The following is a 26,199-nucleotide window of genomic DNA, read 5'->3' as shown; positions in this document are numbered from 1 at the left end:
GCGCACTGGCAAAAGCAATGAAAATATTTTTCAAGCTATGGCGAATCTGCTAAAATAGCCAGTTCAAAAATGGCGGCATTGGTTTAATTTTTTATCAGTCATTTTTAACTATTTAATGGCATTGGGAATTTCGACATGGTTAAAAAGCGTGGATTGGCATCAAATCGAGGACTTGATGCGTTACTCGGCTCAATCAAAACAGAAAAATTGATTACCGGTAATCTAATCGATGCGAGTGTTCGAGCCGCTGTCGATGACGCGAAAAGCGCTGAAAAACTAAATGCCAAGTCAACCGATGATGGGCAAAATGTCTCGGATGATGAATCAGCCGAAGCTAGCGACACTATAGCTGTAGCCAAAAAATCGCCTACATCGGCGGTAACCCCCAAACCATTCACCGCAAAACCCGCCAAAACAGTAACGTCAAATACCGATAACACACCCATAAATAACGATGCCAATAATAGTAGTAATGTGGCTGGGTTAAATTTGATGCATATCAACGTCGCGTATTTGCAGCGTGGCAAGTATCAGCCGCGCATTGATTTGGACGAAGATGCCTTGCAAGAGCTGGCAACGTCTATCAAGCAGCATGGCGTGATGCAGCCCATTGTGATTCGACCCTTAGCCAAAGTATTGCCCAATTCCCCGATTACCCATGAAATTATCGCGGGTGAACGTCGCTGGCGTGCGGCGCAAATTGCAGGTCTAACCCATATACCCGCCATCATGCGCCCAATGTCAGATGACTTGGCAATCGCTTTGGCATTGATTGAAAACATACAACGGGAAGATTTGAGCGTCATGGAACAGGCTGCCGCATTGCAGCGTTTTCATGATGAATTTGGCATGAGTCATTCGCAAATTGCGGATGTGGTCGGTAAGGCGAGAACAACGGTTTCTAATTTGTTGCGTTTGAACCAATTACATGACGATGTCAAACAAGCGCTAAATGAAGGGCAGATGGATATGGGGCATGCCAGGGCATTATTGGCGCTGTCATCCAAACAGCAGCCGGTTATTGCCAAAAAAATTATACAGGGTCAATTGACCGTTCGTCAGACTGAAGCGTTAGTCAAAGACATTTTAAATCCAAAAGCGCCGACACAAAGCCAAGAAATTGATTATGATAGGCTGCGACTAAACCAACACCTCTCTGAGCAACTCGGTGCCGTGGTAAAAATCAAAGGCTCCTCAAAAGGCAAGGGGAGTATTGAGATATTTTTTCACAACGAAGAGGAATTACAAGCTTTGATTATGCAGTTCCAGTCGCAACTTGCGCATTAGATTAGTTTTCTCAATTGATTAGTCATTGACAGGCAAAGGCAGTATAACGAATGTGGGAATTAGTTAAAGCAGGCGGTTGGTTGATGTGGCCCATTGTCCTATGTTCGATTTTGATGTTGATTATCATCATTGAGCGCGCGATAAAACTTAAAGTCAGTACAGTGACACCCGCTCATCTGCGTGAACAATTGATGCAGCATTTGATTGAGCAGGGCGATATTGATCGTGAATCGCTTGAGAATGTCAAACTCAATTCGCCTTTGGGTGATATCCTTGCTGCAGGACTCATGAATCGCCAGCATGGTATTGATTCAATGACCATGCATATGGAAAACCGCGCCAGTATCACCATCCACCAATTAGAAAAACATATTAATATGCTGGGTACCATCGGTGCTATCGCCCCATTATTGGGTCTTTTAGGTACGGTACTGGGGATTATTTCATCCTTCTTAGCCATTACCGAAGGCGCAATGCAAGATCCGACCTTGCTGGCAGCTGGCGTATCACAAGCGCTGATTACCACAGCAGGGGGTATGCTGGTTGCGATTCCTGCGGTGATGGCGTACCGTATTTTTCAGCGCCGTATCATTGATATCAATGCGGCGTTTGAACAAGAAGCGGGTTTGATGATGCAAGAATTACTGGACAATGGTCTAATCACGCCTCGTTAATGGCGTGTAGCTGTGTAAAAGAGTCAACCCATGCGATTTCGTAAACCCACGGTCGAACCTTTAGAAATCAATCTTACCCCGATGATTGATTGCTTGCTGTTTTTGATTGTTTTTCTACTGCTGTCGACCACTTTCAACCATTTTAGCAAACTCAATATCATTTTGCCGCAAGCAGAAGGCGTACCGATTACTGAGAAAAGCAAACGCATTGAAATCGCGGTGCAAAAAGATGGTAGCTATTTGGTCAATGGCATTGCTTTATCTGGCAATGGCGAAGCTGAGTTGACGGCAATGATCCGTCAAGAAGCGGGTGAAGACCGAAAGCAGCTATTTGTTATCTCCGCCGATGCCGATACCAGTCACCAATCGGTGGTTAAAGTGATGGATATAGCGGGTAAAATGGGCTTTATGAATTTAAATATCAGTACTGTGATACCTGTCACTTCGCTCGATAGTAATATTGCCCCAGCGCCAGATGTCAAATAATTTTTATGGTTCAATTTACTGATACAATAGCTGTTAAGTCGTTCTTTTATATATTGAGATGCCATGACCGTTTCAAAACCTTCCAATGCTCACCCACGTTGGCAGACCTATCGAAGATTGCTAGGTTATCTCAAGCCGTATTGGTGGGCGATGACGCTAGTCGTCATTGGCTTTACCTTAAATGCAGGCACCGAAGTGGGCATTGCCAAGCTGGTCAAATTCATTATTGATGCGATTAATGATCGTGATCAAGCGCATATCAATCTTTTTCCAGCTTTAATCGTATTGTTGTTTGTACTGCGCGGACTTAGCTCATTTTTGGGTAATTACTTTAGTGCAGTGATTTCACGCAATGTCGTCTATCAGCTGCGTATGCAAGTGTTTTCAAAATTGCTCAGATTACCCAGCCAATTTTATTTGAGCCACAATGCCGGTCAGATTTCTGCAAAATTAATCTTTGATGTCGAGCAAGTCACTGCGGCGGGTACCGATACGCTCAAAACCTTGTTACGCGATGGTTTGACCGTGATTGGATTGTTGGCGTTTTTGCTTTACAGTAATTGGAAATTAAGCCTGTCGTTGTTTGTGGTATTGCCGCCGATTTTATTGTTAGTCGGTAAAGCCAGTAAACGCTTTCGCAAGCTGTCGCGCGGTATTCAAAAGTCCATGGGTGAAGTCAGTCATATTACCAATGAAGTCATCACAGGCTACCAAGTGGTCAAAAATTATGGCGGTCAGCAAAACGAGCTGACAAGGTTTAATAACGCCTCTTTAACCAATCTTAAACAAGGGCTAAAGGTGGTGGTAACCAATAGCATCAATACGCCATTAATTCAATTATTGATGGCGTGCGCGATGGCTGTGGTGGTATGGATTGCATTAAGACCAAACGTATTAGGCGATACCACCGCAGGCGAGTTTATCGCTTATATCAGTGCCGCAGGGCTACTGAGTAAACCCGTGCGCTCGTTGACCGATATTAATCAAGGCTTACAAAAAGGTTTGGCGGCGGCGGATTCTATATTTGAGATGCTCGATGAAGCCGAAGAAAAAGACACAGGCAAGGTTGAAAAAACCCTAACCGGTAAAATAGTACTTAACAACCTAAGCGTCACTTTTGAGGATGGCAAACAAGCGCTCAACAACGTAAATTTGGTGGTCAATCCCGGTGAAACCGTGGCGTTAATCGGTCGCAGTGGCGCCGGTAAAACTACCCTAGTCAACTGTCTGATGCGCGCGCTAGAACCCACAAAGGGCAATATTTATCTTGACGATGTCGCTATCGAAGATTTGACATTACATTCGCTGCGTAGTCAGATTGCCAGCGTCAACCAACAAGTGGTACTGTTTGATACCTCTATCCACAACAATATCGCCTATGGCGAATTATCTAATCGAACCTCGGAGCAAGTGATTGATGCTGCAAAATCAGCCTTTGCGCACGATTTTATCATGCAGTTGCCGCAGGGTTACCAATCAAAGATTGGCTCACAGGGTCTGCAGTTATCTGGCGGACAACGCCAACGCTTATCCATTGCACGCGCCCTGCTAAAGGATGCGCCTATCTTGATTTTGGATGAAGCCACGAGCGCGCTAGATAACGAATCAGAATTTTATATCCAAAAAGCGCTGGAGCGCGTCATGCATGGCAGAACCACCATCGTTATCGCGCATCGATTAACGACCATCCAAAATGCCGATAAAATCGTGGTCATGGATAACGGTGAAATCATCGAAGTCGGTACCCACGACAGTTTGCTAGCCGCGCAAGGTACGTATGCCAAGTTGTATGAGCGTCATTTTGAAGAGGACATATTGTCAAGCTAATGCAACAGACACTACTACAGGCGTGGCGCAACAAATCTCTGTGGCTATGGTTGTTATTGCCCGTGTCTTGGTTGTATGGGTTGGTTTTTTGGCTCAATAAAACTATTTATCGACTAGGGCTAAAACCCGTTTATTATCCCAAGGTGCCCGTCATTGTAGTGGGCAATATCACGGTTGGCGGTAGTGGTAAGACGCCGCTAATCATTGCGGTGGTAACTTACCTGCAGCAAAAAGGGCTGACAGTCGGCGTCATCAGTCGTGGCTATGGTGGACAAGCCAAGCTGATGCCTTGTATCGTGACAGCAAATTCAAAGCCCAGTGAGGTTGGTGATGAGCCGTGTCTGATTGTGCAGCGTACAGGCGTGCCAATGGCAGTCTGTCCAAACCGGGCTCAAGCAATTGAGTTATTGCTTGAGCAATTCCCAAGCATTCAACTTATTTTGGCGGATGATGGACTGCAACATTTTGCCTTGGATAGGGATGAAAACTGGATTGTCGTCGATGCCGATCGCGGCTTTGGTAACCGCCAGCTATTGCCCACAGGCTTTCTGCGCGAACCGATTAAACGCCTGTATCAGCCCAATACCACCGTCATATTTCATCAAAGTGATTGGCAGGATACTCAGGCTTTAACCCATTTTTCAAATAGCCTAAGCAAAAATAGTCATAGCATATCACCCGATATTCGTATGCGTTTGCTACAAAAACCGCTAGAACCTTTATTTAAAACACCTTTATTTAAAACGCCTGCGCAAGATAGTTTACCTGCCCAACAAGTGATTGCCATGACGGGGATTGGATTGCCGCAGCGTTTTTTTAATAGCCTAAGCCAATTAGGATTTGACATCATACCGATGCCACTAAATGACCATCACACTTATAGTTTGCAAGATTTTGCCAACTTGCCAAAGTTACCGATTATCGTCACCGATAAGGATGCAGTCAAATTGCGTGTTTTGTTCGCCCAAGGTCATGAAAAAAATGACATTGCAACAAACATCTGGGTGTTACCGGTAGAAGCCGAATTATCAGCCGCCTTTTATGCGTTAATCGACCGACAAATCGGTAAATTGGTTGCCCTAGCTGACAATGCTGACAATTAAAAAACTTGTAGGAAATACAATATGTTAAAACATTTGGTCATACCGGCCCGTCTAAAAAGTACCCGACTACCCAACAAACCGCTGTTAGAAATTCATGGCAAACCGATGATTCTATGGGTGATTGATCGTGCCAATGCGGTGAAATCGGCGGGAATTGCCGATGATATTTTTGTGGCAACCGATGACGATAACATCGCTAAACTGTGTCAAGACTATGGGGCAGCTGTCATCATGACTGACCCCAATCATGCGTCTGGCACTGATAGGCTTGCTGAAGTAGCTAGGCTTCAGCAGTGGTCAACTGAAGATATCGTGATTAATATGCAAGGCGACGAACCACTCGTGCCTGCAGGACTTATCAAACAAGTGACTGAGCTCCTGCTACAAAAAAAAGATTGCGTGATGGCGACTTTGGCTGAACCCATCCAAAGCGTTGAAGAGTTTTTACGGCCATCGGTAGTCAAAGTCGTCAAAAATGCCCACAAGGAAGCCTTGTATTTTAGCCGAGCACCGATTCCTTGCGATCGCCATACAGCATTGTTGACCGACCAGACAAACAATGATGAAAATAGCGCGCCAAAAAACGCTTACCGACACCTAGGCATTTATGCTTATCGGGTCAGTTTGTTACAGCAATTTAGTGTTTGGCAGCAAGGCGAGCTAGAGCAGCTTGAATCATTGGAGCAATTGCGTATTTTGGAGCAAGGCATGCGTATCGCCATTGATATCGCTTCAGAATTGTTGCCGCCCGGTGTAGACACGCAAGAGGATTTGGATCGGCTCAATGAGTTGGCTTTATCAGAATTATTGAAATAATAAAAAAGCCCAAGTTAATCTTGGGCTTTTTTGTGGTTTGCGTTTTTATGGTTTTGATTAGCTGTTTAAGCTAAATAAATCAAGCGATTTCACCAAAGATAAGGAGTTGAGGCGGGCTTGTTGGTCATAAATATTACAAGTGACAATCAATTCATCAGGGCGGATAGTCTCAAGAAAATGGTCAAGTTTTGGTTTGACACTGTCAGGTGTGCCGACAAACGAAATTGCCAACGACGATTCAACCATGTATTTTTCTGCAGATGTCCAAAAAGCATCAATATTCTCAATTGGTTTTGGCATTTGTGAGGGTTTACCACGGCGCAAATGGACAAAACTTTGCTGCGCTGAGGTGAATTGGTAAGCGGCTTCCTCATCGGTGTCGGCCAATAGCAAGTTACTTGCTACCATCACATAAGGTTGTTGCAAGTAGCGAGACGGCTTGAAATTCTCACGGTACAATGTCACCGCTTGGGATAACATCTGCGGCGCAAAATGAGACGCAAATACATAAGGCAAACCTAATGCAGCAGCGAGACTGGCGCCAAATAAAGACGACCCTAAAATCCAAACAGGAACATTTAAGCCATTAGCCGGCATGGCAGTCACTGTCTGACCATCGAGCGGGTCAAAATAATGCATCAGCTCTTGCACATCTTGCGGGAAGTTTTCGGCATCATTCGTGGTGCGGCGCAAGGCACGGAAGGTTGCCCCATCCGTACCAGGGGCACGGCCCACGCCAAGATCGATACGTTCGCCATACAAAGTAGCTAACGTACCAAACTGTTCTGCGACCACTAAGGGCGCATGGTTAGGCAGCATGATACCGCCTGAGCCAATTCGTATTGTTGAGGTGTGAGCGCCAATATGAGCTAGCAACACACTGGTTGCGGTACTGGCAATGCCACGCATGTTGTGGTGCTCAGCCAGCCAATAGCGGTTAAAACCTACTTGTTCGGCAGTTTGGGCAACAGTCACCGCTTGCTTAAGCGCGTTTTTAGCGTCACTGCCTTCAGGTACAGGAACAAGGTCTAAAAATGAAATAGGGATTTGTTTGGTCATCTTTGTCATCATTGTAGTCATCATAAAAAGAATAGTAGTCCCTTTATAATGGCGAATCCAAAAAAATCAATCACCCAAATTGTTGCTGACAAATATCAATGAAAGCTTTGCCAAAATTACGGATATCCCCATCGACACGGGTGGCTATCCACGTCACATGTTTTCCAAAAATTTTCGTTGGAATTTTGACAAGATTGCGATAATGCTGACCTTCAAATGCCATTTCAGCGATCGTGCCCACGCCCATACCAATACCGACATAGGTACTAATCACATCGGCATCCAAAGCAGTAAGTACAATATTAGGCGTCAGCTGTGCCGCGCTAAAGGCTCTATCAATCGCACCACGGCCCGTAAAACCGCCGTGATAAGTGATAATCGGATATTTCGCTAAGGTTTGGATATCAATCTCAGTGCGACTCTCAAGCTCATGTCCCACTGGCACAATAACATGATGATACCAATCATAATAGCGAATACAGTGTAGATTATCGTGCGCAAGCAGCGATTCAGTTGCGATGCCAATATCGGCTTGACCTTGTGCCACCATATTGGCAATCGACTCGGGGTCAGCTTGATGTAAAATCAGATGGACATTGGGAAATTGTTGTTTAAAGCGCTGTACCACCCAAGGCAACACATAACGTGCTTGGGTATGGGTCGTGGCAATTGACAACTCACCCTGATGGGGATTTTGAAAATCTAAAGTTAAATTTTCAATCGACCTTACTTCCACAAAGATTTTCTCAATATGCGGCAGTAGCAGCTCCCCGATAGGAGAGAGACCCACCAATCGCTTACCCTGCCGCACAAAAACTTCTGCTCGAAGCTGACTTTCGAGCGCGGCAATATGCTTACTAAGACTGGATTGACTGGTGTGTAATACTTTGGCAGCTTGGCTTAGATTGTAATTATTAATCACAGTCTGCCAAACGGTTTCAAGTTGTTTGAGTTGGATTTGTAAATAACGTTGATTGATGACAACATTGATTGCCATAAAATGACCTTAATAAAAAAACGAAATAAAAATGCTCGCTTTATGAGCTTGGTTGAACTTAAATATTAACAAAATTAGCCATTAGACTGATTTTTTACATAGCTTTTTAATGCCATTAACACGATTTTATCAAGTGACTCGTCAGCAAATTGCTCAGTGGCTTGAGAAATAAGCTGGCTGGGTAACTGTAAAGTGACTTCGACGGTTTTTCCCATAATTCGTGATAACTCAACACTCACGATGGCCCAAGTATAGCCTGCGTATTTAGGTTTTATCAAATGCTCGGTGACAGACGAGGGCTCAGGAATCGGTAAATCTTCTTCAATTAGGTGATATAAATGGCTCATCACCGCCATACGTGTATTAGACACTGCGCCTGCCATGCTACTATCGACTACAGATATGCTTTCAATATCAGGTACCGTGACATGATAGGCATTATTTTGCTGATAGATAGCAATCGGGTATTGCATAATTTGCCCCAAAGCCGTTAACAGCTAACAACTGACAAAAAGGTTGAAAGTCATCGCAGGGTGTCAAGTATAGCATATTACCATAAAATAGCAGGTTCAAAACCTAGCTGCTTAAGTCAGGCCTATTTAATAGGCCTAAAATTTAAGGAATTGATTAATGTGACAAGTATACAGACATTGACTCAGTTATTGATTCAGTTGTATTGCCACCTTGTTTCAGATATCAACGTTTCAGACATCTATAATAATTTTAGTTTGTCTACACCTAGAAAACCGCTACAATAGCAAGATTTTAATGAAGTTTTGTGGTAAATCGTGCGTGATCAGTGAGAGGTAACATGCAAATATCAAAACAACCTGTGTCAAACGACCAAGCGGCGCTACCCAGCGAAAGCTCAACAGGCACAAAAAAGTCTTGGGGCGAAGCCATCAAAGCCTATATGGACAAGCGCGCTTGGGTGATGTTGCTATTGGGTTTTTCTTCAGGGTTGCCTTATCTATTGATATTTTCTAGTTTGTCAATTTGGCTCAAAGAAGCAGGGTTTGATATCAAAATTATCACCATGTTTAGTTGGGCGATGCTGGGGTACTCGTTTAAGTTTGTTTGGTCGCCCCTCGTCAATGCCGTGCCGATTCCACTGTTAACCAAAATGCTAGGCCAACGCCGTAGTTGGCTAGTTGTGGCACAAATTGTGGTTGCCTTTGCAATTTTTATGCTTGGTAGTTTCAATCCCACCAGTGATGTTGTACTTGATTACATGGCATTTTTTGCCGTGTTGTTAGGTTTTTCAGCGGCGACACAAGACATTGTGATTGATGCTTATCGCATTGAAATTGCTGAAAAATCTATGCAGCCCGTACTCTCTGGTATGTTTATGGCAGGCTACCGAATCGGTCTGATTGTCGCAGGGGCGGGAGCGCTGTTCTTGGCAGAATATTTTGGCTCGACCAAAGCCACTTACAACTACGCTGCTTGGCAGCAAACCTATTATATTATGGCATCTTTGATGCTAATAGGGGTTGTCACCACCCTTTTGATTAAAGAACCCACCGTCACCCGGGTGCAGCATGAACGCCCGATGTCGGATTATTTTCAACTGTTTTTACTATTTTTAATTTCAGTGATTGCGTTGATTGCCAGTTTTATTGTCATCGGTCATGTGCTTCCAGAGACTGAGTCAAAATTTTTGGGCTTTGTTTATGAGAGTATTAAATTTATTGGCGCTGTTGTTATCGCCATTAGCACCGCTTTAGTGTTATTAAAAGCCAAAATCATCAAAAAGCAAGTCGCGGTTGACATGTGGGTCGCACCGATTCAAGACTTTTTCATTCGGTATGGGAAAAAAGCCGTATGGCTGATTTTATTGATAGGCTTGTATCGTATTTCAGATATTGTGGCAGGTACGACGTCAAACTTGTTTTATGTCAATTTAGGCTTTAGCAAAACCGATATCGCCTTGGCGGTCAAAACCTTTGGGATGGGGATGTCAATTGTAGGTGGTATTCTAGGCGGCTTGCTTGCCGAGCGTTTTAAAATCATGAACGCTATGTTGATTGGTGCTATTTTAGCTTCAGCCAGTAATTTATTGTTTGTGATTTTGGCGGGCAAGGGACATGATTTTTTTTACATGTACTCAGCAGTGATGTTTGATAATCTCGCATCAGGTCTAGCAAGTGCTATCTTCGTCGCCTTTTTATCGGTATTGACCAATATTCGCTTTAGCATGGTACAGTATGCACTGCTTAGTTCATTGATGACGTTAACACCAAAGATTTTAGGTGGCTACTCAGGTGCGATGGTAGAAACCATGGGGTATCCTGCTTTCTTCACCTTTACTGCACTGATTGGCATTCCTGTGCTGTTGTTGATTTATATGGTAGATAAGCATGTGATGAGCCAAGATGCGACAAGAAGCGATAACATCACCCATGAATAACTCAATGTCATCTTACACTATTCAATCATTGTTGGCTGTACCAAGCACGGTTGAAAAACATATCCGCAAACAGTTGCTGGGTGAGTATCTTCATGTAGGACAAACTTATCTTATTACCCATGATGGCGAAATGGTGACTGCAACAATAGCCACTCAATATTTTGCTGCGCTAGAGGAGTTGATAGCCGGCAAACCATTCGCTTATGTGCTAGGTAAACAAAGTTTTTGGCAGCATGAGTTTTTAGTCAATCAGCATACTTTAATACCGCGTCCTGATACCGAGCGGTTGATAGAGGCGGTGCTTAACCATCATAGAAATAGCCTAAGCAAACCAATGAATGTTTTAGATTTAGGCACGGGGTCAGGTTGTATTGCCATCACGCTGGCAGAGGAATTTAAAAATTCATCCGTTAGTGCAGTAGACAAATCACCTCAGGCACTGAGCGTTGCAGCACAAAATGCTAAAAGACTAGGGGTTAATAATATCGCGTTTTTTGAAGGCAGTTGGTATGAACCCTTTATGACAACCAATGCAGATGAAAACAACAAATTTGATATCATCGTATCTAATCCTCCTTATATCGATCCTAACGATCCTCACTTGGCAGGCTTAACCGATGAACCCGTTAGCGCGTTAATCGCGGATAATAAGGGCATGGCGGATATCTGTCATATTGTCAAAACTGCCCCACAATTTTTACAGCCTCATGGCTTATTAGCGATTGAACATGGGTATGACCAGGGCGAACAGGTTAGGGGCGTGTTTTTGTCAAATGGCTTTGGCGAGGTAATCACCGTCAAAGACTATGGGGACAATGAACGGGTAACGCTAGGTGTACTAATTAGTGTACTAAATTAATGGGGCTAAAATAGCCTAAGTAAATATGTGAAATTTAACTACTATGTCAAAACAAACAGAATTAACCGATGCAGAAATGCTACGCTATGCCCGCCAAATATTGCTAGAAGGATGGGATATAGAAGCACAAACGCGGCTAAAAAATAGCTGTGCGATTATTATTGGCATGGGCGGGCTAGGCTGCCCACTTGCAGAAACCTTGTGCCGTGCTGGTATTGGCAAACTACTGATTATTGACGATGATACGATTGATGAGAGCAATCTGCAGCGGCAGTCGTTGTTTACCCCTAACGATATCGGTCAATCTAAAGCGCTGGTAGCCAAAGCTAAATTACATGAAATCAATGCATTTTGTGAGGTTATCGCCATACAAGCACGTTTAACAGCCGATAATTATCAACAAATGGTTGAACAAGCGAAAATAAATAGCCTAAGCAAATTAATCTGTGATTGCACAGATAACTTCAAAGCACGAGACCTCATTAATACCATCGCTGTCAAGTCAAATTTGTCATTATTATCAGCCTCCGCCATTGCGCAAACCGGGCAACTGGCATTATTTGCGCCGCAGCAAGGTTGCTATCATTGCTTATTTCAAGGGGCAGGGGATGATGAGCAAACGTGTGCTACTAGCGGTGTGCTTGCCAGTACCACCCAAATCATCGGCAACCTTCAAGCCCAAGCGGCTTTAAGTTTTTTGGGACTGGGCATCAATCCTATAGCGCAAACGTTATTGCTATGGAACGGCAAAACCATGAATCTTAAAAAACTTCACTATCGTAAAGACGCTAACTGCGAGATTTGTAGCCACCCATCCGCTATCACAGACGTAATTTAAACTAGAGTTAATCATGCAAAAAAATCACTTTTTTAAAAAATCCTTAAATGTCATTCAGCGGGTCGGAAAAACGGCAACCGTTGCTGGCAAAGCAGGGCTGCGTATCGCCCAAGGTGAAAAAATGACCCCAACGTTGCTGCGCCAAAGCTTTGAAGAGTTGGGTACTACCTATATCAAAATCGGTCAGTTTATTGCCAGTACCCCGTCCATCTTTCCCCGCGAATATGTGACAGTATTTCAAGGCTGTCTGGATCAAACCACGCCCATGCCTTATAGCTATATTGAAGGCGTCTTAAGAGAGGAGCTGGAAAAAGACGGGCAGACATTAGAAGATATTTTTCAAAGTATTGAGGTCAAACCGCTAGCGTCTGCATCCATCGCCCAAGTTCACAGTGCTATTTTAAAAAATGGCGATAATGTGGTGTTAAAAGTGCAAAAACCTGAAGTAGATACCATCATTCAAACCGATTTAGGCATGATGGTTGGGTTGACTAAACTGATTGATAGTATCGCACCATCGCTAAAATTTGCCAGTATTTCACCCATTATTGATGAAATCCGTTTGCGCATGGCAGCAGAAACGGACTTCTTACAAGAAGCCAAAAACATTGATGATTTCCAAGATTTTTTGAAAAAAACCGACAATCATAAAGTAGTCGCGCCCGATGTTTATCATGATATCAGTACCAAAAAAGTACTTGTCATGACACAGTTTTTTGGGGTGTCGATGATTGATGATGCTGCCATGCGTCAATACTGCAAATACCCAGCACAGGTGATGACAGATACTTTAAATACGTGGTTTTCTAGCTTGATGCTGTGCAATAGTTTTCATGCTGATTTGCACGCAGGTAATTTGATGTTGTTGACTGATGGTCGTATTGGCTTTATTGATTTTGGGATTGTCGGTAAACTTGAACCCAAAGCCTGGCAAGCCAGTATGGGCATGATGGATAGTTTTGCTAAAGAAGACTATCGCGGCATGGCGCATTATATGGTTGAAATGGATATGACCCATGCGCGAGAGCAAGTCAATGTCGATGTCCTTGCCCAAGATCTTGAATCAGTGATGAAAAAAATCTTGGCGGAAGATAGTTTGTTTATGGGCAAAACCATTGACCAAACCATGCCAAACCGATTAAAAGATCATACTGATGAAATCAATCAAATGTTGCTTGAAATGGTGGAAGTCGGTAAACGCCATGGCATTCACTTCCCAAGAGATTTTGCGCTACTGACCAAGCAACTGTTATATTTTGACCGTTTTATGAAAGTACTTGCCCCTGAAATGGATATGTTTCATGATGCGCGGATTAAAATGGCATAAACACGCCATGAATTAATCCTCTTTGCGCTGTAGCCATGTTCTAAGCCAAGTTGAAATCGCTTGGTGGTGTTTGATACATAGGCTCAGCGCCTTTAAGTCTGCTTTTAGGGTTTTTTGTTCGCGCTGTAGAGTTTCTAACATCAGTTGAACCACCAACTCTGTCACCAGGTCTGAGATATCATCAATATTGCGCTGACTAAGTTCTTTAAAAAACCGCGCCCAATGTTTGATAAGTTTATTTTGCTGCTCTGATGTCAAGCCCGCCAGTATAAAATGTGCTTTGGCATTGATTCGCTCGTAAGTTGACCATTTTGGGTTATCAAAATCCTGCAATCTTGATTGAATGGTTTGAATCCAAGTAATCAACTTCAATAGTTCTTCATCGGCAATGGCTTGCCAAGTTAGGCAGCAACTTTCATCATAGTTTTTGCAGGGCGTATCCATGGCATGAGTGATACCCTCAGTGTCACCCGTTAAATTTTCGTCCAATCGAATCGGGGCTGTTGCTTTGGTAGATGGGTGTTTCGGCTTAAAAACATTAGCCGCTTCGCTGCGCTGATAAATATCACGGATGACAGATTGGCTAATGCGGTTATTTTCCAGACTGCCTAACAGCTCTGGCTGAAACAAAAAACACAGCTGCAGATGCAGTTGTACCGTCAATTCGCTATCAAAATTGAGCAGGGCATCTTGCGCTTGCCGTGCTTGGTTTTTTCGCCCCAATCCCATTTTGTTCTTGATGTCTTCACGCAGCAACCAGCCATAACTGCCTTTTGGCAGTTTTTGGGTCAGCGCAGAGAGCTGCTGCAAAATCTTGCTGCGATTTTCAGGGGTATTGGTAGGATATTGACGCGTCAGACTTGAGTACAAATACGCTGATAGGGGAACGGCTTGGGCGATTTGTTGCTGCATCGCTAACATACCATGCGCTTTGACATAACTATCAGGGTCATGATTATCTGGCAGTGTCAAAAAGTGTAATTCCTTGCCATCAGTGAGCGCAGGCAAACCCACCTCCATGGCGCGCCACGCGGCTTTTTGTCCTGCACTATCGCCATCAAAACTTAAAGTAAGTATGGGATTAAATTGCAGCAATCTTTCGATTTGTGATTGCGCCAGCGCTGTTCCCATGGAGGCAACTGCGCCATACACGCCCGCTTGATGAAGGCTTATGACATCCATATAACCTTCAACCACCAGCCAGTCTTTGGCTTTGGCCTTGCGCCCTTCAAAAAGACCATACAACACGGCTTGTTTATGAAATACAGGTGAATCTGAAGAATTGATATACTTGGGCTGCTCATCATCCGACATGGTGCGACCGGCAAAGCCGATCACCCGTCCTTGTTGGTCGCGAATGGGAAAAATCACCCGATTGCGCAGCAAATCAAAATCACGCCCATTTTGCGAAGTGCGCACCAATCCTAAGATTTTTAAACCTTCAATGTCTTGAGGGAAGGCTTCTTCAAGATGTTGCCAACCATTTGGGGCAAAACCCAAGGCAAATTCGTCGATAGTGTGCGGCGTCAGACCACGTTTGAGCAAATAATGTTGGGCAAAGCTATTTTGCTGTAATTGATGTTGATAAAACTGGCAGATTTGGGTCAGTAAGTCGTATAAACTCGATGAACTATCCTGCGGACTGCTATTACCCAAGTCATCAAAGGGTGAAAACCCGCCAACGCTTGCATCATCATACTCACCAAAAGGGATAAAGCTGGCATCTAAGTTATCAGATGTTTGAAAATCATCAAAAGCGTCTATCCACAAAGCCTCTGTATTGGTAATAGCCGGACGCTCGGCAACATCTGAGTCAGAGAGGGTTTGAGTGGAACTTTGAGCCAGATTTTGATGAGAGGATGCCCTTGCTTGCGATACAGCAGGTTTGGGTTGAATGGGTGTTTTTTTATAGGTATGCGATTTGTTGACAGGTTCTTTGGGCAGCTCAATCCCCGTTTGACGGGACAGTTCTTTGAGTGCTTCGCCCGCAGTGAGGTTTTCGTACTCTTTCAAAAAGGTGAGCGCATTGCCGGCGACACCACAGCCAAAACAGTTATATAACCCTTTTTGCGGATTGACAAAAAATGAGGGGGTTTTTTCTCCATGAAAAGGGCAACAGCCTTTGAATTCATTGCCCGAACGTTTGAGCTCCACATGCTTGCCAATAATCTTGACGATATCGGCATTGGCAATGATTTGATCAATGATGGCATTGTTACTCATGGTAAAAAGCGCATTTCCAGTTAAAAATTAGCTGATTGAAAAAAAATAGCTAGGATAAACCTAGCTAATGTTAACGGGGTTTATAGATTATTTGACTTGACTGGTATTGTCAGGTGGCAGACCCAAACCAATTGTGGTCTCACGTGGTCTTGTCGGAGTTTCATCATTTGCCGTGGTAGCCGGACTCGGCAAGCGCATTGCCGCAGCTTGCTGAGTTGAAGTCTGAATCACTTGTGGCTTGGTATTGCCTGAGTATTGCCCCGACTGCTGGGCTAGCCCTTGAACAGCAGCATTTTTTGAACTTTGACCCAGCACGCCCAATGTGGCTTTATTTAACCAGTTTGAACCGGTACGAGTATTATCAAGCTTGACGTTGCCACGCGCATCAATCAGACCAGGATAGTTGATACGAAGTAGTTGTTTATATTGATTGGCGGTATCTGTCATTCCCAGTTTGTCATAGCTATAGGCGATAGTTGCAATAGACTCTGGAATCGCTTCGCTTTGTGGATAGTACTGAAACACCCATTTAGCACGGTTGGCAGCTGCCACATAGGCTTTGCGTTTAATATACCAGCGCGCTACATCCATCTCACTTTCTGACAATTGGTTATAAATATAACGCATACGTAGCGCAGCGTCTGGGGCATAGGCACTATTGGGAAAGCGATTAATCAGTTGCTGAAAGTTATTAAAGGCAATGCGCGAATAGCCCATATCACGGTGTGCAGGATTAAGTTTGGTGTATTTCATTACGCCGCCTGAGGCTGCCTGCATATTTGAGATGCCGCGAACATAGTACGCATAGTCAACTTGCGGGTTGGATGGGTAAGACTGGATAAAACGATCAGCACTGGCAATCGCATCCAAATAATCACCATGTTGGTACTGCGCATACATCAAGTCAAGTAACGCTTGCTCGCTGTAATCACCCACAGGATAGAAAGTCCGTAAATCGTTTAACTGGCTAATCGCTTTAGCAAGGTTGCCTTTTTTGATATTGTCAGACGCCGCTTGGTAGTAGCCTTGCTCGCTTTTTTCAGCTTTGGTCGCGACGACTTCGTCTTTGCCACCAAACAATTTTGAATTTTTTAGCGTTTGACAGCCAGATAAAGTGGTCAAAGCCAGAGTAATTGCGGTGACACCCACAACTTTGGAAAGATGATGCATACGAACCTCAAATCTATTGCAAAAATATTTGCCCATCATAATACTTATTATTCAAAACTGAATGCAAAATATTGTATTAAAAATTTCACTAAGTCTATCACGAAACGTTATACTTTGTGACCTATCCGCGCATATTAATTTTGCAAATCCCTATACCCTAACTCTGAACTGTTTATGACCACGCCAATCGCCTCACATCCGAGCAAATCCAATCGAATCAAACATTGAACCTATAACTGAATCTATGACTCAAAACAACACCAATCAACTCGAAGAAGAATGGGAAAACCTGTCACAACCACAGCCAAGCACTCAAAACTTGCAGACCCACGACGCTGGCAGTCATCAAATTGTCCAAAATTATATAGTCAACTCTGAGCAAATAGGGGAGCGCATTGATAAAATTGCTGCCTTGATGTTTAGCGATTATTCGCGTGAGCAAATCAAAAACTGGCTTGAGTCAGGCGAACTAACCGTAAATGGCGCAGCGCAAAAACCCAAATATCGTCTTAAGCCCAGCGATGTGCTAATGCTTAAAGCGAGTTTGACCGCTCAACAGCAAGATTTGCCCGAGAATATCCCACTTGATATCTTGTATGAAGATGAGGCGGTGCTAGTCATCAATAAGCCAGTAGGTTTGGTCGTCCATCCTGGCGCAGGCAATGGGTCGGGTACGCTAGTCAACGCGCTGCTTTTTCATTATCCTGACAGCCGCACGCTACCTAGAGCAGGATTGGTACATCGCATCGATAAAGAAACATCGGGTTTAATGGTGATTGCTAAAGACAGTCAAAGCCAGCTGCATCTAATTAATCAGCTTAAAGACAAATCCGTGTACCGGCTTTATCAAGCGATTGTGTTAGCGTCCGCGGCTGAGCTTGCCCGCCATCGCACCATTGACGCCCCCATTGGTCGCCATCCGACCCAGCGCACTAAAATGGCGGTGGTGGGTAGTGGCAAACCCGCTGTCACCCATCTTGAGAAAATCACAGCGATAAGCGACGCTGTCTCATTGGTCAGCGTCCGCCTTGAAACAGGGCGTACCCACCAAATCCGTGTACACTTATCAAACTTGGGTTTTCCGTTGCTCGGAGATCCGCTCTATGGTGCAGCTCGTAAAAATGCGATATTGTTAAAAACTTTGCATGACGACCAAAAACACATCGTGCAACAGTTCCAGCGTCAGGCACTACATGCTTATGAGCTTGGCTTTATCCACCCAAAAACAGGCGAGCCTATTAAAGTGCAAGCACGCCTGCCCGAAGACATGCAAAAATTACTCGACACCCTAAAGCCCTAACAAAGCCATAACTTTTTACCGTTATACGACTTTGATTAAATGACTGAGGCGTTATTGAGGCGTGTTAGCGGGCAATTAGGGTACGCCCCGCTATTAACCCATTTTTTCCGTCAAATATTTCCAATAGCGTTTTGGTAAATACTGAATATGCAGCTTGCGATTTAACCGCTCTTTGATGGTCACGTGGGTAAAATATTTTTGCCAAAGCGTTTGGTATTGTTGTTCTGCCTTGCTATAAAATTGCTGCGGATGCAGTAGCGCTTCATCATCTACATCAAAGATGATATGGACTTGTTCGCTGGGATCATCATGAGCGTAATAAATACCAAACCCGCGTTTGATATCATAAATCGCCCAAGTCTGATCGGCATAGCGTTCTTTAAAATGCTGATGCAAAATGGGTAATACATTAAAATCGGGTTCAACGCGCGCAAAATATACCGATTTGTCGATATCTGGCATTTGCATTTGTTCAAATCGCACAAACGCCTGCATACGGTGGCGCTCACGCCCGACCATTTTGATAAGCTTGCTCACTGCCATCACATCCGCATGGGTATAATTCTCCCACACATCAAGGTTGGGATTGGACAATTGAAACCGTACCACCCCAAACAGATGACTATACACGGTAGGCGATTCTGATAAAAAGCCCCACAGCAGTTGCCGCATACCGTTTTTGCCAAAGACGTGCGCTAATTTATCACTCACCCGTAAAGTTTTGGCTTCATCGGTCGCGACGGTGACAGTGTCTTGCCAAAAATTGGGCACCACTTCATGCTCGGCTTGAATGGTCACAATCGGGGTGTGCTGCCAACCATTCTCATAAATGGTGAACACACACGTGAGCCAGCCTTCAAAGCTGCCATCAAAGATTAAAATGGGGGTCTCAGCCGTCACTAAATCCATAAAAGATTGACCTTTTGCACAGTGGACTTTAAAACCTTAATTTTAAAAGATTGATTTTAAAAAATTAATTCTAAAATAATAATGCTAAAACAACGCCAATTGACCATGCCGTTCGGCTTTGAATTTGGTTTGGGTCTGCGCCAGTACATAATCGCGAAAGTTATCCTGGGTTAAATGACTTAAATGCTCATTGCGACCTTTGAGTGCGATAAAGTATTTGGCACGGTTTACGGCAGCGCCCATTTGCTTGAGATGTTCGAGCGTCAAGGTCGAAAATTTTCGTGCCTGAACAATTTTTTTGGCGGTTCGGGTACCAATACCAGGAATACGCACAATCATTTTGTAGGGCGCGGTTTGGATATTGACGGGGAAATGTGACTTATTACGAATCGCCCAAGCCAATTTGGGGTCACAGTCCAAATCCAAAAACGGATGGTCATCGGGTAGAATTTCTTCTGCTTCAAATCCATAAAAACGCATTAACCAATCCGCTTGATACAAGCGATTTTCTCGCACCATCGGCACAGGGGTACCCAAGGCGGGCAAGCGATTGTCACTGAGCATAGGCACATACCCTGAATAGTACACCCGTTTTAGGTTATATTCTTGATAAAAATGGCTCGATAAACGGATGATTTGTAAGTCGGTCTCTTGCGCTGCGCCCACAATCAGCTGGGTACTTTGACCCGCTGGGGTAAATTTTGGGGTATGTTTGTGTTGTTTTTTACTGTCTTTAAACACCACGATTTGTTCTTGCACCACTTTCATTGGGGCTTTCATATCGTCATGGTTTTTTTCAGGGGCGAGCAATGCCAAGCCAGATTTGGTGGGGATTTCCATATTAACGCTTAAGCGATCGGCATACAACCCTGCTTCCTGCATCAGCTCAGCAGACGCACCGGGAATGGTTTTTAGATGAATATAGCCATTGAATTTGTGCGCAAGGCGCAAGGTTTTGGCGACACGAACCAATCGCTCCATGGTATAGTCGGGTGATTTAAAAATCCCTGAGCTTAAAAACAAGCCTTCAATATAGTTGCGCCGATAAAACTGCATGGTCAAATCAACCACTTCTTCGACAGTAAATGCTGCGCGCGGCGTATCGTGACTGCGCCTTGAGGTACAATACGCGCAATCGTAGATACAATGATTGGTAAACAATATTTTTAATAAGGAAACACAGCGGCCATCTTCGGTATAGCTATGACAAATACCCGAGTTAGCCGTGCCGAGTCCTTTGTTATGATTATCACGTTTGCTGCCACTTGATGAACAGGAAACATCATATTTGGCAGCATCGGCTAAGATGGATAATTTGTCTTGCAATCTTTCATAATTCATCGCGTAAACCTTGCATATCTCATATATCAGCGGATAAAAACATAAAAAATAGGTTGCAAAATTAAACTTAAGATGAGTATTTTACCTTATCAGCGGCTAAAAATATGGTTAAAAAAAAGCAAGACGACAACGTGTGACGTCTTGCTTTTGATAGATTAATTAATTAGTGACCACAAATTACGAATTACGGATTCACGATAATAGCCGGTGCGGGCGTGACAGGCACGGTGGTCATTGTCGCTATCGCAGGCGTTGATGCCGGTAGCAATACGGGAGTTGTCGTAGTAGTAGAAACAACCGTAGCAGGTTTTGACACGGTTACTGTCGCGCCTGAGCCTGTTTGTACCGTCACTGGGGTGGTGGTATTGACATTCGATGTTGACACTACAGTCGTGCTAGGCAGTGTTGTAATAGGCGCTGTTGTTACCACAGGGGCTGTGGTAGTGACGACAGGCGTAGAGGTAGATGTAGAGATAGTGCGATAAGTCGGCGTCGTGACAATTTGTGTCGGGTAAAATGGCATACCGTCAACGATGGTAAATCCATTAGGGCGAACCATTACCGTATCGCTCGTGCCATCTATATGTTGATTGACAATTGTTGTGGTTTTTGGTGCGACGCGTGTCGTGGTTACCGTTGTCGTTTTTTTGGCGGCGGCTTTAACGGTGCGCGCATGACTCGAGGTTGCCACGGCACTCATAGCAATCACCGCAACTGTCGCGGCAACGATTTGGGATTTTTTTATAGCGGTCATCATCATGTTGTGTTTCCTCAAAAATATACACGGAATTGATAAAATTATTATGCGCATATTGTTGATAGAAATATAAGTTATAAATGTAAATAACACAGAAAATTTGCAATTTATGCGATAACTGCTGTGAAAAAATGTAACTGCATGGGTAGGTTAACCCATTGAACAGGACACTTTAACAGGGCTGAATTTTTGCTAATTAAAGCGCTTAGACCAGCAAAAAAATAGGCGTGACGGTTGTTTTATTGGGTTACAAGGTTTATCCTTATCCGTTGACATTGAATATTTGGGCAATGCCACGTTAGCGTAAATTTTTTAGCAGTCAAACTTATCAATTAAATGTAGGAGCTATTCATGTTTTCACATGTAGAACCGTATGCGGGTGACCCGATTTTGGGGTTGATGGACAAGCATAAACAAGACCCACGTGCCGACAAAGTTAATTTGGGTGTGGGTGTATATTTTGATAATGACGGTAAATTACCCGTCCTCAACTGTGTGCAAAAAGCTGAAGCACAAATCGCTAATCCACCAAAACCACGTCCCTATCTGCCAATGGACGGTCTGCCAGGTTATCGCGCTGCTTGCCAAAACCTATTGTTTGGTAAAGACGCACAAGTATTAAAAGACAAGCGTGTGGCAACCACAGCGACCATCGGTGGTTCAGGTGCGCTCAAAGTCGGGGCTGATTTTATTCATGCTTGGTTTCCACAAGCCAAATGCTATGTGTCTGACCCAACGTGGGCAAACCATATTGGTATCTTTGAAGGGTCTGGTTTTGCGGTGGGCAAATATCCCTATTATGATGCAGCGACCAATGGCATCAAATTTGATGAACTCATTGCTTTCTTAAACACCTTGCAAGCCCATGATGTGGTGTTGCTGCATCCCTGTTGTCATAACCCAACGGGCGTTGACTTGACCCAAGCGCAATGGGATCAAGTGCTTGAAGTGGTAAAAGCGAAAAACTTGCTTGCCTTTATGGATATTGCTTATCAAGGCTTTGGTGAAGACATGGATGCAGATGTCTATGCGATTCGCAAAGCAGTAGACATGGGTTTGTTGTTCTTTGTCAGTAACTCATTCTCAAAAAATCTATCACTGTATGGTGAACGCGTTGGCGGTTTATCTGTGGTGTGTAAAGACGAAGCACAAGCCAAAGCGGTACAAGGTCAATTGCAGTTCAATATCCGCCGCATTTACTCAAGCCCACCTTCGCACGGCGGTCACGTGGTTGATATCGTGATGAATGACGAAGCGTTATTCAATGAATGGGTACAAGAAGTGTATGTGATGCGCGATCGTATCAAAGACATGCGCCAAAAACTGCGTGACAGTTTAGAAGCCAAATTACCGGGTCGCAGTTTTGAATATATCACCAAGCAAAACGGTATGTTTAGCTATACCGGTCTCACCCCTGAACAAGTAGCGCGCATTATCAAAGATTTTGGTATCTATATGGTCGCTAATGGGCGTATCTCGGTTGCCGGTCTAAACGCTAGCAATATCGATTATGTAGCCAATGCCATGGCAGAAGTGTTAAAAGACTAAGCTTATTAGATAAACCTGTTGAAGGCGCTTATTAAATAAGCTTGTTAAAAAACTAAGATAGCTTAAATAATCAAAACCCTTAACCGCGTGTTAGGGGTTTTTTATAACTTACAATTTATAAGTGATGGTTTATGACTTATGATTAACGGTTCGGGGGAGTATTTAAGCCCTTTTGGTAAGATTGTAGAAATATTTTTGAGGGTTGTTAATTAAATCCCCACAAAAAACCTTGCTTTTCGTATCGGCTTTTGCTGAGATACCGATTACAATAATTTTTATAAAAATAGGATATCTTTTATGGTCGCCCACAACCCCATACCCAATTTTCAAACCGCAACTGAGTCTACGCCACCATCCATCCCGCAAGCCCTCACCCCCCAGTTTCGAGAAATCGACTACGGCAATAACGTTGCCCAGCGTACCCTGTGCGTTCTGGTGTTAGATTTGTCAGGCTCAATGGCGATACGCTCAGGCAATGGTGACAAACGCCGTATCGATATGCTCAATGAAGGGATTGAAGCGTTTTATCATGATTTGATGAAAGATGAAACAGCACGTAACCGTGTGCGTTTAGCCATTGTCATCGTAGGCGGGGTCAATGACACTGCAGAGCTGATGATGGACTGGACGGATGCGATTGATTTTTTTCCGATTAAATTTCGTGAAAATGGCATGACGCCGCTCGGACAAGGTATGTTACTTGCGCTCAATTTGATTGAGCAAGAGCGTATCAATCTACGCGACAACGGTATCAATTATACCCGTCCTTGGGTTATTGCCATGACAGATGGTCTGCCCACCGACAGCCAAGATGTGTGGCAGGCGGCTATCAATCAATGTCACCAAGCGGAGCAAAATAATCAATGTATTATTTATCCGATTGCCATTGACGCAGGCGTGCAAGAAGTTAAGATGCTTAAGCAACTGTCGATTTTAACCCCCCCTGTGCATCTCAACTCCGTTAAGTTTGTCGAATTTTTTGTGTGGTTGTCCGCGAGTCTTAAGACCGTCTCACAATCTGCGCCTGGGGAAACCGTGCAATTAGGGAGCATCTCACCGTGGGCGACCATTCAAAGTTGATAGTAAAGACAATCACCTGCAACGCTCATGATAATAAAAAAACCTAAAAAAACTGGGGATAATGATGAACCAAACCACGGATTTGTTCGCGCCAACATCGCAATTATCAGTCCAATCATCTTGGCAAATGTATGGCGCATCCAGTATTGGTAAATCCCATATCGACAGCAACCTGCCCAATCAAGACAGTATCTATTTGCAAAAAACCCAAGACGGTATAGCGGCTGTGGTATGTGATGGGGCGGGCTCGGCAAAATTTAGCCAAGCGGGGGCAGCGTTTTTTAGTCAATCAATTGGAAAAATGCTGCTCAGTCTCGGTGTGGGTCTCAGTGTTAGTCACAGTGTCAGTATCAGCGGCATTGCGTTTGATTTGGTGCAAGTCAAACAGCAAATTATCGAGCAATTATCACAAATACGCCTCGACCTGCAGTCACAGCTGACCGCTGAATCGAGCCTAAGAGATTATCACACCACCTTTACTGGGCTACTCATTCATTCAAATCATCAAGCACTATTGGTGCAAATCGGTGATAGTCCCCTCATCACTAGCCAATTTGTTGTCCGCCATCCTCACATTGATTATTTTACCAACTTGCAAGTGTACGGGGATGATAGCAAGAATGAATACGTCAATGAGACGCATTTTATCACCCAAGACAATTGGCAATCCTTCTTACGGGTTGAGTCCATTGATTTATCGCAAGTGGATTGCCTTGCACTGATGTCGGATGGCTGTGCGGACTTGGTATTTGAAGGCGCAAGTGTTACGCCCAAAATTTACCGCCCTTTTTTTGGCAACTTGCTGTTTAATTTAACCCAAAGTCAATGCTCACAGCAGGGCAGCGCGATTATTGAACAGGCGCTTGGCAACCCTGCCACCTATCGATTAACCGGTGATGATAAATCCTTGGTGGTGTTATTAAAAAATCAACCGCATTATCAAAGCCTTGAACCGATGGTTGAGGGGCAAAATGAAACCCTAGAGAATGACACTATAGTGACTGAAATCATAGCGACCGCACCAAACAACCCCACGGTCTGGCATACCGATGCTGTCAATCATAAAAATACCCGCGCCACTAGCACACCTCATGACGTAGCATTTAATGACATAAGCTCTCATAACATCAATAACATAGCGCCTAACCCAAAGCCGCACGCCAGTGTTGTACAGAGTGCTCCTGCAACGCCAGCTGCCACAACGTCACAGGTGTTGCCCCCTTCGCAGTCCGTCAGTGACGCAACTAAACAGCGGCGTAATACTGCTATGATGGCTGGCGCAGTGATGCTCATTGGTACAGGTATATTGGGCTGGATAAATAAAGATCGCTTGCTGCCCACGCAAACTGTCAACAATGCCAATACTGCAGCATCGGTGGCGAGTACAACGCCCACCTCGGCTATAACGACCCCACTGATCGCGCACGCACTGGGTGATTCCTATGCCATTAACTTGACCGAAGCCGCAACGGTTACCGAAAGTGGCAATCCGAGCGATGATCCCATCTTTAAGGTAATAATAGCTAGCCCGCAAGGTCAGTCTATCGATGTCATCGAGCAAAAATCTAAACAAACAAGTAGCGCTAAAACTAAAAACGACAATAAAAACGAAAACAAAAATAATGCGAATCAGCCCTTATTATCCGCCACTGTGACCACGGTGGTCGCTAATAAAAACCCAACGGTTGCCAGTGGTGCAGCGAGTACAGCTTTGCAAAACCAACATACCGAGACTGAGGCTACTTTGGCGGCTACTTTGACCGACTCACAATTTAACAATCATGCTGTCAAACTTGCGGCTAAAGCAAGCTGCTTGCCAGTTACCGATACCCATGATTTGACAAGTTTAGGGGTCACCATCCAGCCCACGATGCATTACTACAACTGCCAAATTAGCTTGCCTATCAAATCGATAACGAGCCAAATAGCTGGGTTAAGCAAAAAGACGGAAATCTTGGATAGTCTGACGCTTGATAACGGGTTATCAGAAATTTTAACTAGCTCTACCAGCCATACAGCAGCTACCGCCTCTACGGGTTTGCCTGCTAGCACGGTCAGCGATTCTAGCGGCAATCAGCAAATACAGCTATACTATTTGGGTATTACTGACACAATAAATCATATGAGTGCCACTGCTAGCACTGAGTTAGCCGCTTTACCCACCTCATCTGCCAATCTTAAGAGATAG

General features: G+C 44.2%; 22 protein-coding genes. 14 read left to right on the top strand and 8 right to left on the bottom strand.

The features are described from left to right. The first annotated feature begins 135 nt into the window (after nucleotides 1–135). From ACAM37_RS04870 to kdsB, 6 genes are all read left to right on the top strand, one after another. A complete protein-coding gene (locus ACAM37_RS04870; RefSeq protein WP_369626747.1) occupies nucleotides 136–1,287 on the top strand; it encodes a ParB/RepB/Spo0J family partition protein in 1,152 nt (383 codons plus the stop codon). Between the two features lie 50 nt (nucleotides 1,288–1,337). Further along, nucleotides 1,338–1,961 (top strand): MotA/TolQ/ExbB proton channel family protein, encoded by a 624-nt coding sequence (locus ACAM37_RS04865; protein ID WP_076776211.1) that lies wholly within the window; start codon nucleotides 1,338–1,340, stop codon nucleotides 1,959–1,961. Between the two features lie 30 nt (nucleotides 1,962–1,991). Next, complete coding sequence (locus ACAM37_RS04860) at nucleotides 1,992–2,447, top strand: ExbD/TolR family protein (RefSeq protein WP_007116636.1); 456 nt, start codon at nucleotides 1,992–1,994, stop codon at nucleotides 2,445–2,447. 63 nt (nucleotides 2,448–2,510) lie between these two features. Beyond that, nucleotides 2,511–4,274: a lipid A export permease/ATP-binding protein MsbA gene (gene msbA / locus ACAM37_RS04855; protein WP_369626746.1), complete on the top strand. Its 1,764-nt coding sequence runs from the start codon at nucleotides 2,511–2,513 to the stop codon at nucleotides 4,272–4,274. After that, complete coding sequence (lpxK, locus tag ACAM37_RS04850) at nucleotides 4,274–5,377, top strand: tetraacyldisaccharide 4'-kinase (RefSeq protein WP_369626745.1); 1,104 nt, start codon at nucleotides 4,274–4,276, stop codon at nucleotides 5,375–5,377. Before msbA ends, lpxK begins: the two co-directional genes overlap by 1 nt. A 21-nt stretch (nucleotides 5,378–5,398) precedes the next feature. Next, nucleotides 5,399–6,193 carry a 3-deoxy-manno-octulosonate cytidylyltransferase gene (kdsB, locus tag ACAM37_RS04845; protein WP_369626744.1) on the top strand — a complete coding sequence of 265 codons (795 nt, stop codon included), beginning with the start codon at nucleotides 5,399–5,401 and terminating at the stop codon, nucleotides 6,191–6,193. A gap of 57 nt (nucleotides 6,194–6,250) precedes the next feature. Here the strand turns inward: kdsB and ACAM37_RS04840 are convergent, their stop codons facing one another. The 3 genes from ACAM37_RS04840 to ACAM37_RS04830 form a co-directional block, all read right to left on the bottom strand. Next, nucleotides 6,251–7,252 (bottom strand): LLM class flavin-dependent oxidoreductase, encoded by a 1,002-nt coding sequence (locus tag ACAM37_RS04840; RefSeq protein ID WP_369626743.1) that lies wholly within the window; start codon nucleotides 7,250–7,252, stop codon nucleotides 6,251–6,253. Nucleotides 7,253–7,322: 70 nt separating this feature from the next. Continuing rightward, a complete protein-coding gene (locus ACAM37_RS04835; RefSeq protein WP_062330529.1) occupies nucleotides 7,323–8,249 on the bottom strand; it encodes a LysR substrate-binding domain-containing protein in 927 nt (308 codons plus the stop codon). A gap of 74 nt (nucleotides 8,250–8,323) precedes the next feature. Further along, nucleotides 8,324–8,722, bottom strand: coding sequence for a type II toxin-antitoxin system HicB family antitoxin (locus ACAM37_RS04830; protein WP_312275622.1), 399 nt, complete (start codon nucleotides 8,720–8,722; stop codon nucleotides 8,324–8,326). Nucleotides 8,723–9,060: 338 nt separating this feature from the next. Between ACAM37_RS04830 and ACAM37_RS04825 the strand changes: the two genes are divergently transcribed. From ACAM37_RS04825 to ACAM37_RS04810, 4 genes are read left to right on the top strand one after another with little or no spacing between them, the layout of a single operon-like run. After that, a complete protein-coding gene (locus ACAM37_RS04825; protein WP_369626742.1) occupies nucleotides 9,061–10,659 on the top strand; it encodes an AmpG family muropeptide MFS transporter in 1,599 nt (532 codons plus the stop codon). Nucleotides 10,660–10,663: 4 nt separating this feature from the next. Then, a complete protein-coding gene (gene prmC / locus ACAM37_RS04820) occupies nucleotides 10,664–11,518 on the top strand; it encodes a peptide chain release factor N(5)-glutamine methyltransferase (protein ID WP_369626741.1) in 855 nt (284 codons plus the stop codon). Between the two features lie 43 nt (nucleotides 11,519–11,561). Beyond that, nucleotides 11,562–12,356, top strand: a complete 795-nt coding sequence (locus ACAM37_RS04815; RefSeq protein WP_369626740.1) for a HesA/MoeB/ThiF family protein — start codon at nucleotides 11,562–11,564, stop codon at nucleotides 12,354–12,356. A gap of 13 nt (nucleotides 12,357–12,369) precedes the next feature. Continuing rightward, entirely contained in the window at nucleotides 12,370–13,683 is a 1,314-nt protein-coding gene (locus ACAM37_RS04810) for an ABC1 kinase family protein (RefSeq protein ID WP_369626739.1), read from the top strand. 12 nt (nucleotides 13,684–13,695) lie between these two features. On the opposite strand, the gene ACAM37_RS04805 is transcribed toward ACAM37_RS04810, so the two are convergent. Together ACAM37_RS04805 and ACAM37_RS04800 are read right to left on the bottom strand one after the other, a co-directional pair. Continuing rightward, the gene (locus ACAM37_RS04805) at nucleotides 13,696–15,906 is read right to left on the bottom strand and encodes a DNA primase (protein WP_369626738.1); all 2,211 of its coding nucleotides are present in this window, start codon (nucleotides 15,904–15,906) and stop codon (nucleotides 13,696–13,698) included. An 87-nt stretch (nucleotides 15,907–15,993) separates the two neighbouring features. Further along, nucleotides 15,994–17,076 (bottom strand): outer membrane protein assembly factor BamD, encoded by a 1,083-nt coding sequence (locus tag ACAM37_RS04800; protein WP_369626737.1) that lies wholly within the window; start codon nucleotides 17,074–17,076, stop codon nucleotides 15,994–15,996. A gap of 244 nt (nucleotides 17,077–17,320) precedes the next feature. Here ACAM37_RS04800 and ACAM37_RS04795 point away from each other — a divergent pair, with 244 nt between their 5' ends. Further along, nucleotides 17,321–18,376: an RluA family pseudouridine synthase gene (locus ACAM37_RS04795; RefSeq protein ID WP_369626736.1), complete on the top strand. Its 1,056-nt coding sequence runs from the start codon at nucleotides 17,321–17,323 to the stop codon at nucleotides 18,374–18,376. Between the two features lie 93 nt (nucleotides 18,377–18,469). On the opposite strand, the gene ACAM37_RS04790 is transcribed toward ACAM37_RS04795, so the two are convergent. From ACAM37_RS04790 to ACAM37_RS04780, 3 genes are all read right to left on the bottom strand, one after another. Next, on the bottom strand, nucleotides 18,470–19,285 hold the full coding sequence (locus ACAM37_RS04790) for a TIGR03915 family putative DNA repair protein (RefSeq protein WP_369626735.1): 816 nt from the start codon (nucleotides 19,283–19,285) through the stop codon (nucleotides 18,470–18,472). Nucleotides 19,286–19,369: 84 nt separating this feature from the next. Next, the gene (locus ACAM37_RS04785) at nucleotides 19,370–20,626 is read right to left on the bottom strand and encodes a putative DNA modification/repair radical SAM protein (RefSeq protein WP_369626734.1); all 1,257 of its coding nucleotides are present in this window, start codon (nucleotides 20,624–20,626) and stop codon (nucleotides 19,370–19,372) included. Between the two features lie 184 nt (nucleotides 20,627–20,810). Then, nucleotides 20,811–21,386 carry a hypothetical protein gene (locus ACAM37_RS04780; RefSeq protein WP_369626733.1) on the bottom strand — a complete coding sequence of 192 codons (576 nt, stop codon included), beginning with the start codon at nucleotides 21,384–21,386 and terminating at the stop codon, nucleotides 20,811–20,813. 348 nt (nucleotides 21,387–21,734) lie between these two features. On the opposite strand from ACAM37_RS04780, the gene ACAM37_RS04775 reads away from it, so the two are divergent. The 3 genes from ACAM37_RS04775 to ACAM37_RS04765 all read left to right on the top strand — a co-directional run bounded on the left by ACAM37_RS04775 (nucleotide 21,735) and on the right by ACAM37_RS04765 (nucleotide 26,199). Then, nucleotides 21,735–22,931: an amino acid aminotransferase gene (locus ACAM37_RS04775; protein ID WP_369626732.1), complete on the top strand. Its 1,197-nt coding sequence runs from the start codon at nucleotides 21,735–21,737 to the stop codon at nucleotides 22,929–22,931. A gap of 297 nt (nucleotides 22,932–23,228) precedes the next feature. Continuing rightward, a complete protein-coding gene (locus ACAM37_RS04770) occupies nucleotides 23,229–24,011 on the top strand; it encodes a vWA domain-containing protein (RefSeq protein WP_219332871.1) in 783 nt (260 codons plus the stop codon). Nucleotides 24,012–24,072: 61 nt separating this feature from the next. Continuing rightward, a complete protein-coding gene (locus ACAM37_RS04765) occupies nucleotides 24,073–26,199 on the top strand; it encodes a protein phosphatase 2C domain-containing protein (RefSeq protein ID WP_369626731.1) in 2,127 nt (708 codons plus the stop codon).

Source organism: Moraxella sp. K23, assembly GCF_041154765.1.
GTDB lineage: Bacteria > Pseudomonadota > Gammaproteobacteria > Pseudomonadales > Moraxellaceae > Faucicola > Faucicola tetraodonis.
This window is presented reverse-complemented; position numbering and strand designations above follow the sequence as displayed.